Here is a 14063-nt window from a genome sequence, read left to right on the forward strand (position 1 = left end):
CAGGTCAGTTTGAATCGGAGGCCGAAGGCCTCTGCAGATTGTTGAGGCGAGCGTAAAGACCGTCGCTGACCTTCGCAAGCGTCTCGTGATTGCCTTCCTCGACGACGCGGCCCTGCTGCATGACGACGATCTTGTTGGCGCGCACCACGGTCGAAAGCCGATGGGCGATGACGACGACGGTGCGTCCGGTCATCGCTTCGTCGAGCGCCTTCTGCACGGCCGCCTCGGATTCGGTGTCGAGGGCGGAGGTCGCCTCGTCGAGAAGCAGGATCGGCGCATTGCGCACCAGGGCGCGCGCAATCGACAGCCGCTGGCGCTGGCCGCCCGATAGCGTCACGCCGTTTTCGCCGACCGGCGTCTCGTAACCCTGCGGTTGCGCCGAAATGAAATCATGCGCATAGGCAAGCCGCGCCGCCTCTTCCACCTCGGCATCGGTCGCTTCCGGCCGACCGTAGCGGATATTGTCGCGGATCGTGCCTTCAAACAGGTAGGGCTGCTGCGAGACATAGGCGAGCTGCTGGCGCAGCGACTTCTTGGTGATGTGGGCGATGTCCTGGCCGTCGATCAGGATTTCTCCCTCGCGCGGATCGTAGAAGCGCGGAATGAGGCTGATGACGGTGGATTTGCCGGCGCCCGATGGGCCGACCAGTGCTGTGGTCGCGCCACCCTCGGCAATGAAGCTCACCCCGCTGAGCACGCTCTCATTGCCGTAGGCGAAGGACACATTGCGGAATTCGATCCTCGCCTGCGTCACCGTCAGCGGCTGGGCATCCGGCAGGTCGCGCTGGCGCGGTTCCATGTCGAGCAATTCGTAGATCATCCGCGCATTGACGACGGCACGCTCCATCTGCACCTGCAGGCGCGCAAGCCGGCGGGCCGGGTCATAGGCAAGCAGCAGCGCGGTGACGAAGGAGAAGAAGGCGCCGGGCGGCACATTGAAGTAGATCGAACGGTAGGCGGCGTAGGCAAGCACGCTGGCGACGGCAAAGCCCGCGAAGCTTTCCGTCAGCGGAGACGTGCGTTCGGAAAGCCGGGCAATCCGGTTCGCCCGGCTTTCGGCGCCCTCGATGAGTTTGTTGACCTTGCGCTCCAGTTCGTCCTCCATCGTGAAGGCCTTCACGATGGCGATGCCCTGGATCGTCTCCTGCATGGCGCCGAGAACGTGGCTGTTCAAATGCACGGCCTCGCGGGTGGCCGAGCGCAGCCGCTTGGACACATAGCGTAGGGCATACAGCAGCGGCGGCGCCATGATGAATACGGCAAGGCTGAGCAGCGGATCCTGCAGGATCATCACGCCGAGCAGCGAGATGAAGGTCAGCAGGTCGCGCACTGTCGAGGTGATCGTCAGGTTGAGCACGTCGCGGATACCGCTGACGTTCTGGCTCACCTGCGCGGCGATATGGGCAGAGCGCGCCTCGCTAAAGAAGCCGACCGAAAGCGTCATCAGATGCGAATAGAGCCGGCGCTGGTAACGCGCGACGATATTGTTGCCGACCTTGGAAAGCGCCACCGCCTGGCCGTAGCTCGCAAAACCGCGCAGCACGAAGGCGATGAAGATAGAAAGACAGATGATCCAGACGACGTCGGCGCGGCGGTTGGCGAAGGCCTCGTCGATGATCGCCCGCATGATCCAGGCGGTAAACGCGGTCGAAAGCGCTACCACGATGAGACAGACGATCGCAAAGACATAACCCCAGAGATGGTCGCGGCCGTTTTCAGCAATGATGCGTTTCAGGATGCCGGTTACGGTATCGCTGCTGACGCTCTGCGCTCTGCTTTCCGCCGCTTCCAAAAATGAGGTTTCCTGTCTCGGACCAAGCGCCCCGCGAAGGCGACGCGCACTTTTGCCGGGGTCTATAAAGAGTTGGGACCGGTTTGGCTAGAGCGCCGCGCGTCCCCGCAGAGGACGCGCCAAGGACGCTCTAGCGCCGCCAGCGGCGGCCTTCCGTCGAGACGCCGAAGTTCGCCGGCATCCGTGCGTAGGAGGAAAGCCCGGCAAGTGCTGCCAGCGGATGCGTCACCACATAAGTCGGGATGGTGCGAAGCAGCGCGGTATGCGGCGCCTTGTCCTCGAAGGCAATGCGGAATTCCGGCTTCTTCAGCGCCGGGATGATCTTCTGCGAGATGCCGCCGGAGAGATAGACGCCACCGCGCGCCATGAACACCATCGCCATGTCGCCCGCCACGCGGCCGAGATAGGTGGCAAACAGCGAGACGGTCTCGATAGCCGCCTTGTCGGTGCCGGCAAGCGCGTGCGAGGTGATATCGGCGGGATCCTTCATCGTCGGCTGGATGCCATCGACGATGCAGATGGCATTGTAGAGATTGACGAGGCCGCGGCCGCAGAGGATTTGCTCGGCCGAGACGCGGCCCTCGATCGTCTCGATATGCGGGAAGATCTCATAGTCGCGCTTGCTGCGCGGTCCGAGATCGACATGGCCGCCTTCGCCGGGAACCGGGATCCAGCTGTGCTGGGCATGCACGAGCCCGCCGACGCCGAGGCCGGTGCCCGGGCCGAGCACGACGCGCGAGGCGATCATGTCGCCGGTGGCATCGCCGATGCGTTCGCGGTTTTCATCCGACAGGGCGGCGATCGCCAGCGCCTGCGCCTCGAAATCGTTGACGACCAGCACGTCCTCCATGCCGAGGCCTTCGATCATCGTCTTTGGCCGCACCACCCAGTCGCAATTGGTCAGCGGGATCTCGTCGTCGTTGATCGGGCCGGCGACGGCGAGGATCGCCGAGCGCGGCTGTACGGCCGTCTTGTCGAGCACGCCTTTCTGGATCGCTTCGTCGATCGTGGCGAAGTCAGCCGTGCGTACGTTCGGAAACTGCTTCGGCTCGGCATAGGCATCGGTCAGGATGGAGAAGCGGGCATTGGTGCCACCGATATCGCCGATCAGGATCGGGAAAGGCAGCGGAGCGGTGCTGTTATTCGGTTTTGGCATGGCCGGTCCCGTGCTGATCAGGCTTCGAGTGTGGGAAGAAGTTTTATAGCGGTCGCGTGGTTGAGCGCCATCGGAATATCATAGACGATCGCAAGCCGCATCAGCGCCTTTACGTCGACATCGTGCGGCATCGGCGTCAAGGGGTCGACGAAGAAGATCAGGGCATCCACCTCGCCGGTCGAAATCAGTGCGCCGATCTGCTGGTCGCCGCCGAGCGGCCCGCTTTTCAGCCTGACAACGTCGAGGTCGGGGGCGGCATCGAGCACACGTCCGCCGGTCGTACCGGTGGCGACGATCTTCCAGCGGGAGAGAATGTCCCGGTTGGTGCGGGCGAATTCCGCCATGTCGTCCTTCTTCTGGTCATGCGCAATCAATGCAAGGCATTTGCCGCCGGCCATCAACCCCTCCGCCCGAACAATTCAATCGATTTGATGGCTTCTATACCAAGAGTTTGCGATTTGAAAGACAACGCACCCCAGGCCTGTTTCATTGGATCGCCGGCTTGTCGTTCGGAACCGGACCGACATCGGGCAAAGCGCCGTCCGTGCCGGCGGCGGGTTCCGCGGCCGGCGCGGCAGTGAGCGCGCTTGCAGCGGAAGGTCCGCCATAGGTGGCGGCCTGCATCGAGGCGACGGAAGCACCATCGAGCACGGCGGCGCAGGCCTTCGGCAGGTCGGAGACCATCATCTCGCGCGGCGGCTTCGGGGGCTTGGCGCCGGGCTTCGGCGGTTTCGGCGGCGCCCAGGGCGCCGGCGTGAACCACCAGGCGAGCGATTTGTCGCAGCCGTCGCCGGCAGGAACAGAAGCCTGAGGCGTGCATCCGGCAGCACCGGGCGGGCATTTGATGCGGATGTGGAAATGCGAGTCATGGCCATATTCCGGCCGGAGCTTGCCGAGATTGGTGCGGTCGCCCGTCCAGGTGTCGCACATCTTCTTCTTGATCGCCGGGTTGACGAAGATACGCTCCACCTCGGGGTAGCTTGCCGCCAGCATCAACAGACGCGCCCGCGATTGCGTCCAGACCTTCGGGTCGACGGTCAGGAACTTGTCCTTCTGCAGCATGGTGGTGAAGGGCAGATCCTCGCGCTCCTCGGCCGTCAAGCGGCGCGCCGGCATCGGCGTAAACCAGACATCGGCATCGAGGCCGATCTGATGGGAGGCATGGCCGTTGAACATCGGCCCGCCGCGCGGCTGCGCAATGTCGCCGACGAGAAGGCCCGGCCAGCCGGCATATTTGACCCCATCCTCAGAAAGACGTTCGAGCAGCGCGATCATCGCCGGATTGCCCCAGCGGCGATTGCGCGAAAGCCGCATCGCTTCCCAGGTCGGCCCGTCGGCCGGCAGCGCCACCGCACCTGTCATGCAGCCCTTTGCGTAAAAGCCGATCGGTTGCGCCGGTCCCTGCGTCGGCAGGCTGACGGCGCCGAACTGCCCCTTGGCGCTGCCCGGGCTCGGTGTCTTCTGCTGAGCTCCGACATCGCCGGCGGCAAGGCTTGCGCCGATTGCGCCGGCAAGCGTCAGTTTGCCGAATGTCCTGAAAGCCTGAGCGAAGCCGAAAGCCATGCTATTTCCTTGAACCGCTGCCGAAGTGATTTGCGTCAAATCTATCGTGAAAAGCGATTTTGGTGAATCGATGTTTTGGCTGGTGGTGGGAAGCGGCGGTGACGGATCGCCGCAGAGTTGCGCCGCATATTGCGAAGGCGACGCATCGAGGCGAGACGATGGCTCAAAATTTCGCGAGCCCGGCAAAAACCAAACTCTCTCCTGTTTTTCGCCCCTATTTTTCGTATTGTCGAATCAATGAAAAAACAGGGGAAAGTGTGAATGACGGCTCTATGGTCGAAGATCGGTCTGTTTCTGTCGCTTGCTGCTGTGGCGCCACTGACGGCAACGGCCCAGGACCAGCCGTTTCAGATCGGAAGCTCGGTCGTCAGCCAGATGAAGTACAAACCGGGCTTTGCGCACTTCGACTACGTCAATCCCGATGCGCCGAAAGGTGGAGATCTCCGTCTTTCCGCAAGCGGCGCCTTCGACACTTTCAATCCTCTGCTTGCAAAGGGCCAGACAGCCGTAGGTCTGTCGCTTGTTTACGACACGTTGCTGAAGCCGGCCGATGACGAACTTCTCGTCTCCTACGGCCTGCTTGCCGAAGGCCTCTCCGTTCCCGATGACGTGTCGAGCGCGACCTTTCGGCTGCGGAAGGAAGCGAAATGGGCCGATGGTCAGCCGGTAACGCCCGAAGACGTCATCTTTAGTCTGGACAAGACCAAGGATTTGAACCCGCTCGCCGGCAATTACTACCAGCACGTTGTCAAAGCGGAAAAAACCGGCGAGCGTGACGTCACCTTCATCTTCGATGAGAAGAACAATCGCGAACTGCCGAACATTCTCGGCCAGTTGATGGTCGTCCCGAAACATTGGTGGGAGGCGCCCGGACCGGACGGCAAACCGCGCGACATTACCAGGACGACGTTGGAGCCCGTGATGGGGTCCGGACCTTACAAGATCGCTTCCTTCTCGCCCGGCGCCACAATCCGTTATGAACTGCGTGGCGACTATTGGGGCAAGGACCTCAATGTGAATGTCGGCCAGAACAATTTCCGCAACGTCATCTACACCTATTTCGGTGATCGGGACGTCGAGTTCGAAGCTTTTCGCGCCGGCAACAGCGACTATTGGCAGGAAACCACCGCTGCCCGTTGGGCGACGGGATATGATTTTCCCGCAGTGAAGGAAGGACGGGTCAAGAAGGAGGAGGTTGCAAACCCGCTGCGCTCCACCGGCATCCTGCAAGCGCTGGTGCCCAATATGCGGCGTGACCTCTTCAAGGACATCAGAGTCCGCGAAGCCTTGAACTACGGGTTCGACTTCGAGGAACTGAACCGCACTGTCGCCTTCAACAGTTACAAACGCATCGACAGCTATTTCTGGAACACCGAGCTTGCCTCTTCCGGCCTGCCGCAGGGCAGGGAACTGGAAATTCTGCAGGGCATGAAGGACAAGGTGCCGGCAGAAATCTTCACCACGCCCTATACCAATCCGGTCGGCGGCGATCCGCAGAAGAGCCGTGACAACCTCCGCAAGGCAATCGCGCTACTGAAAGACGCTGGCTGGGAGCTGAAGGGCAATCGCATGGTCAACAGCAAGACCGGCCAGCCGATGAGTTTCGAGATCCTGTTGTCGAGCCCGATGTTGGAGCGCTGGGCGGTGCCTTATGCCAGCAATCTCAAGAAAATCGGCATAGATGCGCGGGTTCGGACGGTCGATGCCTCGCAAGCTGTCAACCGCGAACGCAGCTTCGACTATGATATGATCTGGAATGTCTGGGCTGAGACCATGAACCCGGGCAACGAGCAAGCCGACTATTGGGGATCCGGCTCTGTCAACCAGCAGGGCTCTCGCAACTACGCCGGTATTGCTAACCCGGCGGTCGATGAGCTCATTCGCATGATTATCTTCGCGCCGAACCGCGATGAACAGGTTGCTGCGATCAAAGCCATGGACCGCGTATTGCTGGCAAATCACTACGTCATCCCGCTGTTCTACCGTGATACCTATAACATCGCCTATTGGAACACGGTCACGCATCCGGCCGAATTCCCGGCCTACAGCCTTGGCTTCCCGGAAGCCTGGTGGTCGACCTCGGCAAAATGAGCGGGCTTGCAATGAAGGGGCCCTCGGCTCCAAATGGCACGAGCGAATCACGACAAGCCGGCAGGGCCGGCAAGGGAAGGCTGGCGGATTGAGCGGCATTAGACTGGACGGCGGGCAGACAGGAAAAACATTCCCGGAGGCTGAAGGCTGATGGGCGCCTATATCCTTCGCCGCCTGCTTTTGATGGTTCCAACCATTGTCGGCATCATGGCGATTTCCTTCATCGTCATTCAGTTCGCCCCCGGCGGTCCCGTCGAGCAGGTGATCGCCCAACTGACCGGTCAGGCCGATAGTGCCGACCAGCGACTGTCCGGCGGCGGCGATCTTCTCGGCGGCACCGGCAGCGATGAAGGCTCGAAATATCGCGGCGCCCAGGGGCTTGATCCGGAACTGATCGCCAAGCTCGAAAAACAGTTCGGCTTCGACAAGCCGCCGCTGACCCGTTTTGGCGAGATGATGTGGAACTACATCCGCTTCGATTTTGGCGAGAGCTTCTTCCGCAACACCTCGGTGCTCGAGCTCATCAAGGAGAAGCTGCCGGTGTCGATCTCGCTCGGCATCTGGATCCTGATCTTCTCCTATGCCATCTCCATTCCGCTCGGCATCCGCAAGGCGGTCAAGGATGGATCGACCTTCGATGTCTGGACATCGGGCGTCATCGTCGTCGGCTACGCCGTGCCGAGCTTCCTCTTCGGCATTCTCCTGATCGTGCTTTTTGCCGGCGGCTCCTTCTACGACTGGTTTCCGCTGCGCGGCCTGGTCTCCGATAATTTCGACCAGCTGGCCTGGTGGCAGAAGCCGCTCGACTATTTCTGGCACCTGACCCTGCCGTTGATCTCGCTTTCCCTGTCCGCCTTTGCCACGACGACGCTGCTGACCAAGAATTCCTTCATCGAGGAGATCAAGAAGCAATATGTCGTCACCGCCCGCGCCAAGGGCCTGAACCAGCGCCAAGTGCTCTACGGCCATGTCTTCCGCAACGCCATGCTGATCATCATTGCCGGTTTTCCCGGCGCCTTCATTTCCGCTTTCTTCACCGGCTCGCTGCTGATCGAAAACATCTTCTCGCTGGATGGCCTCGGCCGTCTCGGCTATCTCTCGGTCATCAACCGGGATTACCCGATCGTCTTCGCCACCCTCTATATCTTCTCGCTGCTCGGCCTCTTCGTCAGCCTGGTTTCCGACCTGATCTACACCTGGATCGATCCGCGCATCGATTTCGAGCGGAGGGATGTCTGATGGACGCCGCCGCAAATCCTGCCGTCGCCACGCCCGTCAAGCCGCCGCGCAAGGGCCTGCTGTCGCCGACCAACATCCGCCGCTGGCAGAATTTCCGGGCAAACGGCCGCGGCTACTGGTCGCTGTGGCTGTTCCTGGTGCTGTTCGTCCTCAGCCTGTTTGCCGAGTTCATTGCCAACGACCGGCCGATCATCGCCTCCTACAAGGGCGAGATCCTGTTTCCCGTGCTGGTCGACTATCCCGAGGAGAAGTTCGGCGGCTTCCTCGCCGAAACCGATTACCGTTCCTCGGTGATTGCGGATGAGATCGATGCCAATGGCTGGATGATCTGGCCGCCGATCCGCTATTCCTACCGCTCGGTCAATTCCAACATTCCCCATTCGGCACCCACCGCCCCGTTCTGGCTGATGACCAAGGAGGAGCGCTGCGCCGGTTATCCGCAAGGCGTGAACGATCCCGATTGCACCTTCGGCAATCTCAACTGGCTCGGCACCGACGATCAGGCGCGCGACGTGCTGGCGCGGGTCATCTACGGTTTCCGCATATCGGTGCTCTTTGGCCTGATGCTGACCATCTGCTCGGCGATCATCGGCGTGACGGCGGGTGCGGTGCAGGGCTATTTCGGCGGCTGGACCGATCTGCTGCTGCAGCGCTTCATCGAGATCTGGTCGTCGATGCCGGTGCTTTACATCCTGCTGATCATCGCGGCACTCCTGCCGCCCGGCTTCTTCGTGCTGCTCGGCATCATGCTGCTCTTCTCCTGGGTCGGCTTCGTCGGCATCGTGCGCGCCGAATTCCTGCGGGCTCGCAATTTCGAATATGTCCGCGCCGCCCGCGCCCTCGGCGTCAACAATCGCACCATCATGTGGCGTCACCTGCTGCCCAACGCCATGGTGGCGACGCTGACCTTCCTGCCTTTCATCCTCTCCGGCTCGATCACCACGCTGACCTCGCTCGATTTCCTCGGCTTCGGCATGCCGCCGGGCTCCCCCTCGCTCGGCGAGATGATCGCCCAGGGCAAGACCAACCTTCAGGCCCCGTGGCTCGGGCTGACGGCTTTCTTCGCCATGTCGATCATGCTGTCCCTGCTGATCTTCATCGGCGAAGCCGTGCGCGATGCCTTCGACCCGAGGAAGACGTTCCAATGAGTGACATGAAAGAACCGCTGCTTTCCGTCCGCGATCTCTCGGTTGCCTTTCATCAAGGCGGCGAAACCTCGCTGGCCGTCGATCACATCTCCTTCGATATCGCCAAAGGCGAGGTCGTGGCGCTGGTCGGCGAATCCGGCTCCGGCAAGTCGGTCTCGGCCAACTCGATCCTGCGGCTTTTGCCCTATCCCTCGGCAAGCCATCCCTCCGGCGAAATCCTGTTCAAGGGCAAGGACCTTCTGAAGGCGTCGGAGCGGGCGCTGCGGGAAGTGCGCGGCAACGACATCACCATGATCTTCCAGGAGCCGATGACCTCGCTCAATCCGCTTCATACGATCGAGAAGCAGATCGCCGAGATCCTTGCCCTGCACCAGGGACTCACCGGTGAGCCGGCGCGCCAGCGTGTGCTGGAATTGCTGAACCAGGTCGGAATCCGCGAACCGGAGAAGCGGTTGAAAGCCTATCCGCACGAGCTCTCCGGCGGCCAGCGCCAGCGCGTCATGATTGCCATGGCGCTCGCCAACCGGCCGGAGCTGCTGATCGCCGACGAACCGACCACGGCGCTCGACGTCACCGTACAGGCGCAGATCCTCGAATTGCTCCGGCAGTTGAAGGCCGTACATGGCATGTCGATGCTGTTCATCACCCATGATCTCGGCATTGTCCGCAAATTCGCCGATCGCGTCTGTGTCATGACCAAGGGCAGGATCGTCGAAACCGGAACCGTCGAGGAGGTTTTCGCCAACCCGAAGCACGAATATACCCGCCATCTTCTCGCTTCCGAACCGCGCGGCGAGCCGCCGCTGGCCGATCCGTCGAAGCCGGTGGTGATGGAAGGGTCCGATATCCGCGTCTGGTTCCCGATCAAAGCAGGGCTGATGCGTCGCGTCGTCGATCATGTGAAGGCGGTCGACGGCATCGATCTGTCGCTGCGCGCCGGCCAGACGCTCGGCGTCGTCGGTGAGTCCGGTTCCGGCAAGACCACGCTCGGCCTGGCGCTCACCCGGCTGATTTCCTCGCAAGGACGGATCGCCTTTGTCGGCACGGATATAGCCGGCTATTCATTCAGCGAGATGCGGCCGCTGCGCAACCAGTTGCAGGTCGTCTTCCAGGATCCCTATGGCTCGCTCAGCCCCCGCATGTCGGTCGGCGACATCGTCGCCGAGGGGCTGAAGGTGCACGAGCGCTCCTTGACCGCGGAGGAGCGCGACCAGCGTGTCTGCTGGGCGCTGGAGGAGGTGGGTCTCGATCCCCTGACCCGCTGGCGTTATCCGCACGAATTCTCCGGCGGCCAGCGCCAGCGCATCGCCATCGCCCGGGCCATGGTGCTGAAGCCCCGTTTCGTCATGCTCGACGAGCCGACTTCAGCGCTCGATATGAGTGTCCAGGCCCAGGTGGTCGATCTCCTGCGCGACCTGCAGAAGAAACACGATCTCGCCTATCTCTTCATCAGCCACGACCTCAAGGTGGTGAAGGCGCTCGCCAACGATGTCATCGTCATGCGTTTCGGCAAGGTGGTGGAACAGGGGCCGTCAGCGGAAATCTTCCGCGCGCCGAAGGACGATTATACCCGGGCGCTGATGGCCGCCGCTTTCAACATCGAGGCGGTGCCGACGCCCGCTGTGCAGCAATAAAGAAGATCATGTCCGCAAGTCCTCCTGTTCTCGTCGATATCAAGTTCAATGCCGAAGGCGTCGTCCGCGTGCTGAAGACGGCCTTTGCCGATCGCGGCAGCATCAATCTCGCCGATCCGGCCAATCAGGCACGCGATCTCCGCGCGGTCGAATACGCCCTTCTCTGGAAGCCGGATGCCGACCTTTTCGCGCGGGCGCCGAATCTCAAGGTCATCTTCTCGGGCGGCGCCGGCGTCGACCACATCATCGGCATGGCCGGCCTGCCCGAGATCCCGATCGTCCGCTTCGTCGACCGCAGTCTAACGACCCGTATGAGCGAATGGGTGGTCATGCAGTGCCTGATGCATCTGCGCGGGCAATACGCCCATGACAGCCATCAGCGGCAGCGTGAATGGGCCAAGCTGATCGCGCCTGAGGCGGCTGAGGTGACGGTCGGCGTCATGGGCCTCGGTATTCTCGGGCAGGATGCGGTCGCCAAGCTGAGAGTGATGGGTTTCAACGTCATCGGCTGGTCGCGCAGCCGCAAACAGATCGATGGCGTCGAAACCTTCGATGCCGGCGGATTGGACAGTTTTCTCGCAAGGACGGATATCCTCGTCGGTCTGTTGCCGCTGACGCCCGAAACCTCCGGCTTCTATAACGCAGGGCTGTTTGCCAAGCTGCGCCGCAACGGCGCGCTCGGGCAGCCGGTTTTCATCAATGCCGGCCGCGGCAAGAGTCATGTCGAGGCCGATATCGTTTCCGCCATTCGTGACGGTACCCTCGGCGGCGCTTCGCTGGATGTCTTCGAGGTGGAGCCGCTCGCCGCCGACAACCCCTTATGGGAATTGCAGAACGTCTTCATCACGCCGCATGACGCGGCCGTCTCCGAAGAAAATGCGCTGTTTCGCCATGTCGAGACCCAGATCGCCCGTTTCGAGCGCGGCGAGCGGCTGCAATTCGTGGTCGACCGCGCCGTCGGCTATTAGAGCCGCACGGAACCTTCCAGACGGCAACCCGTTTTCTCCTTCGAGTTCTTGACGGCCGGATCGGTCCGTCAAGACAGCCGAAGGAGACGATCATGGCGCATCAGACGGAAACACGCTGGGAAAAGTCCGATGGCAAGCTTCACAAGGAAGAGCAGATCCCGCCTGTAAAGGCCAGGCAGGGCCGCACGGGCTATCGCATCCTACTGGTGCTGCTCGCGGCTCTGGTGCTCGCTTTCGTGGTCTGGATACCGGTCGAGATCTGGGGCCAGCGTGAGGCAAACGACGTGGCGCCGCAGCAGCCCGGCCAGCAGTTGCAGTCGCAACAGTCAGGCACCGCGCCAGCGCCGAGCCTTCAGAACGGCACTGCGGTTCCGACCGAGACTCAGAACACGACGCCGGCCGCCCCTGGTGTCGCGCCTGCAGCGCCAGCCCAACCCGCCGCACCGGCCCAATAAGCGTGAGGATGCGCGCTCGCATCCCGCCGCCGTGCAGGCCGCGGGGTGCGTATTGTTTTATCTGGACTTTGTCTGCCGATTTTTCGATAAGAAGGCGCACGAGCCGGTTTCGTGCGCCGGCCGGGAACGTGGCACGACCCGGGAATTTGGCAGCGCCTGACCGGAGTGGACAGGGGCGGGAATTTCATGGCCAAGACGGATATCGCAAGACGCGTTTACAATCACGCTTGGAAACTTGATCCGATCATCCGCAGCCTGATCGATACCGATTTCTATAAGCTGCTGATGCTGCAGATGATCTGGAAGCTCTATCCGGACGTGAACGCCTCCTTCACCCTCATCAACCGCACCAAGCGCGTGCATCTTGCCGAGGAGATCGACGAGGGTGAATTGCGCGAACAGCTCGATCACGCCCGCACGTTGCGGCTCTCGAAAAAGGAGATGATCTGGCTTGCGGGTAACAGCTTCTACGGCCGCGCCCAGATCTTCGAGCCGGAATTCCTTGCCTGGCTTTCCAATTTCCAGCTTCCCGAATACGAGCTGTCGAAGAAGGACGGGCAATATGTTCTGGATTTCCACGGGCCGTGGAAGGAAACCACCATGTGGGAGATCCCGGCGCTCGCCATCGTCAACGAACTGCGCTCACGCTCCGCGATGAAGGCGCTCGGCCCCTTCACCCTTGATGTGCTCTATGCCCGGGCCAAAGCGAAGATGTGGTCGAAGGTCGAGCGGTTGAAGGAACTGCCGGGCCTACGCATCTCCGATTTCGGCACCCGCCGCCGTCACAGTTTCCTCTGGCAGCGCTGGTGCGTCGAAGCGCTGAAGGAAGGCATCGGCCCGGCCTTTGCCGGCACCAGCAACGTATTGCTGGCTATGGATTCCGATCTCGAGGCCGTCGGCACCAATGCCCACGAGCTGCCGATGGTGGCCGCCGCCCTTGCCCAAACCGATGAGCAACTGCGCAACGCGCCCTACAAGATCCTGCGCGACTGGAACAAGCTCTATGGCGGCAATCTTCTGATCGTCCTGCCGGATGCCTTCGGCACTGCCGCCTTCCTGCGCGACGCGCCGGAATGGGTCGCCGATTGGACCGGCTTCCGCCCGGACAGTGCTCCGCCGATCGAAGGCGGCGAGAAGATCATCGACTGGTGGAAGAAGATGGGCCGTGATCCACGCCAGAAGCTGCTGATCTTCTCCGATGGCCTCGATGTCGATGCCATCATCGATACCTACCGGCATTTCGAAGGCCGTGTGCGCATGAGCTTCGGCTGGGGCACGAATCTGACGAACGATTTTTCCGGCTGCGCGCCGATCGAAATCTCCGGCCTCAACCCGATCTCCGTCGTCTGCAAGGTCAGTGACGCCAATGGCCGTCCGGCGGTGAAGCTCTCCGACAACCCGCAGAAGGCGACGGGCGAACCGGCAGAGGTCGAACGCTACCTGAAATTCTTCGGCGCCGAAGACAGGGTCGATCAGACCGTTCTCGTATAGCTCCGGGACGAGGTGCCGCCATCCCGAGGCGCATTGGTATGCCCCGACATCGCATCCTCGATCGACCAACCGAAGCGCCAGGCGTCGAACATCGAGTACCATTCCTGAAAATCGGTGATCGGCAGGATATCCGGCTTCGACATCGGATTGTCGGCCAGGCTGCGGCCACGTGCACGGTCCCGTGCGCCACGCTCCTGCATCTCAAGCAGATTCTCGAACATCATTACCCCCCGGGTCTTCATCCGATGCATTTATGCAATCATGCTAATAAAGCATTGTCGAGTCCTGATGCGATGATTTGGGTTTTTCACAGGATTAGCCCCAATGCGCTAATCCAGGGATGGCGGAGCCCGAACTGGCCGAGCGTGACAACGCTCGGCTTGCGCTCCATGAACGCCTAGTGACGGGGAGGCTCGGCTTCCTGGCTGGGGTCCGCCGCCGAGCCTCCCGGCTTGCCGACCTTGAACCAGCCGGCAGCGCCGACAAACTGCCGCTTTCCGGCAGGCGTGATCCAACCCAGATGACA

12 protein-coding genes are annotated in these 14063 nt (G+C 61.7%); 7 read left to right on the top strand and 5 right to left on the bottom strand.

Going from position 1 to position 14063, the window contains the following annotated elements:
• Nucleotides 1-4: 4 nt before the first annotated feature.
• The 4 genes from NE851_RS10910 to mepA all read right to left on the bottom strand — a co-directional run bounded on the left by NE851_RS10910 (nt 5) and on the right by mepA (nt 4511).
• Nucleotides 5-1792, bottom strand: coding sequence for an ABC transporter ATP-binding protein (locus NE851_RS10910; protein WP_047617422.1), 1788 nt, complete (start codon nt 1790-1792; stop codon nt 5-7).
• Nucleotides 1793-1922: 130 nt separating this feature from the next.
• Complete coding sequence (locus NE851_RS10915) at nt 1923-2948, bottom strand: glucokinase (RefSeq protein WP_028756083.1); 1026 nt, start codon at nt 2946-2948, stop codon at nt 1923-1925.
• A gap of 17 nt (nt 2949-2965) precedes the next feature.
• Nucleotides 2966-3346 carry a methylglyoxal synthase gene (locus tag NE851_RS10920; RefSeq protein WP_028756082.1) on the bottom strand — a complete coding sequence of 127 codons (381 nt, stop codon included), beginning with the start codon at nt 3344-3346 and terminating at the stop codon, nt 2966-2968.
• Nucleotides 3347-3434: 88 nt separating this feature from the next.
• The gene (mepA, locus tag NE851_RS10925) at nt 3435-4511 is read right to left on the bottom strand and encodes a penicillin-insensitive murein endopeptidase (RefSeq protein ID WP_183906396.1); all 1077 of its coding nucleotides are present in this window, start codon (nt 4509-4511) and stop codon (nt 3435-3437) included.
• Nucleotides 4512-4772: 261 nt separating this feature from the next.
• On the opposite strand from mepA, the gene NE851_RS10930 reads away from it, so the two are divergent.
• The 7 genes from NE851_RS10930 (at nt 4773) to pncB (ending at nt 13537) form a co-directional block, all read left to right on the top strand.
• The gene (locus tag NE851_RS10930; RefSeq protein ID WP_132573881.1) at nt 4773-6602 is read left to right on the top strand and encodes an extracellular solute-binding protein; all 1830 of its coding nucleotides are present in this window, start codon (nt 4773-4775) and stop codon (nt 6600-6602) included.
• 150 nt (nt 6603-6752) lie between these two features.
• The gene (locus tag NE851_RS10935) at nt 6753-7841 is read left to right on the top strand and encodes a microcin C ABC transporter permease YejB (RefSeq protein WP_047617429.1); all 1089 of its coding nucleotides are present in this window, start codon (nt 6753-6755) and stop codon (nt 7839-7841) included.
• A complete protein-coding gene (locus tag NE851_RS10940) occupies nt 7841-8989 on the top strand; it encodes an ABC transporter permease (RefSeq protein WP_028758175.1) in 1149 nt (382 codons plus the stop codon). Before NE851_RS10935 ends, NE851_RS10940 begins: the two co-directional genes overlap by 1 nt.
• Nucleotides 8986-10623 (top strand): ABC transporter ATP-binding protein, encoded by a 1638-nt coding sequence (locus tag NE851_RS10945; protein ID WP_028758176.1) that lies wholly within the window; start codon nt 8986-8988, stop codon nt 10621-10623. Before NE851_RS10940 ends, NE851_RS10945 begins: the two co-directional genes overlap by 4 nt.
• A gap of 8 nt (nt 10624-10631) precedes the next feature.
• Nucleotides 10632-11591 (top strand): 2-hydroxyacid dehydrogenase, encoded by a 960-nt coding sequence (locus tag NE851_RS10950; protein WP_183906397.1) that lies wholly within the window; start codon nt 10632-10634, stop codon nt 11589-11591.
• Nucleotides 11592-11683: 92 nt separating this feature from the next.
• Nucleotides 11684-12046 (top strand): hypothetical protein, encoded by a 363-nt coding sequence (locus NE851_RS10955; protein WP_183906398.1) that lies wholly within the window; start codon nt 11684-11686, stop codon nt 12044-12046.
• Nucleotides 12047-12232: 186 nt separating this feature from the next.
• A complete protein-coding gene (pncB, locus tag NE851_RS10960) occupies nt 12233-13537 on the top strand; it encodes a nicotinate phosphoribosyltransferase (RefSeq protein ID WP_028758179.1) in 1305 nt (434 codons plus the stop codon).
• Here pncB and NE851_RS10965 read toward each other — a convergent pair.
• Nucleotides 13519-13758, bottom strand: a complete 240-nt coding sequence (locus tag NE851_RS10965; protein WP_028758180.1) for a CrpP-related protein — start codon at nt 13756-13758, stop codon at nt 13519-13521. The genes pncB and NE851_RS10965 overlap by 19 nt on opposite strands.
• Nucleotides 13759-14063: the final 305 nt, after the last annotated feature.

The organism is Rhizobium anhuiense bv. trifolii, from assembly GCF_024346605.1.
GTDB lineage: Bacteria > Pseudomonadota > Alphaproteobacteria > Rhizobiales > Rhizobiaceae > Rhizobium > Rhizobium anhuiense.

Coding starts and splice junctions, on each gene's coding strand:
- NE851_RS10940 (WP_028758175.1), top strand. CDS start 7,841: ATGGACGCCGCCGCAAATCCTGCCGTCGCCACGCCCGTCAAGCCGCCG.
- pncB (WP_028758179.1), top strand. CDS start 12,233: ATGGCCAAGACGGATATCGCAAGACGCGTTTACAATCACGCTTGGAAA.
- NE851_RS10965 (WP_028758180.1), bottom strand. CDS start 13,758: ATGTTCGAGAATCTGCTTGAGATGCAGGAGCGTGGCGCACGGGACCGT.
- NE851_RS10945 (WP_028758176.1), top strand. CDS start 8,986: ATGAGTGACATGAAAGAACCGCTGCTTTCCGTCCGCGATCTCTCGGTT.
- NE851_RS10950 (WP_183906397.1), top strand. CDS start 10,632: ATGTCCGCAAGTCCTCCTGTTCTCGTCGATATCAAGTTCAATGCCGAA.
- NE851_RS10915 (WP_028756083.1), bottom strand. CDS start 2,948: ATGCCAAAACCGAATAACAGCACCGCTCCGCTGCCTTTCCCGATCCTG.
- NE851_RS10920 (WP_028756082.1), bottom strand. CDS start 3,346: ATGGCCGGCGGCAAATGCCTTGCATTGATTGCGCATGACCAGAAGAAG.
- NE851_RS10955 (WP_183906398.1), top strand. CDS start 11,684: ATGGCGCATCAGACGGAAACACGCTGGGAAAAGTCCGATGGCAAGCTT.
- mepA (WP_183906396.1), bottom strand. CDS start 4,511: ATGGCTTTCGGCTTCGCTCAGGCTTTCAGGACATTCGGCAAACTGACG.
- NE851_RS10935 (WP_047617429.1), top strand. CDS start 6,753: ATGGGCGCCTATATCCTTCGCCGCCTGCTTTTGATGGTTCCAACCATT.
- NE851_RS10930 (WP_132573881.1), top strand. CDS start 4,773: ATGACGGCTCTATGGTCGAAGATCGGTCTGTTTCTGTCGCTTGCTGCT.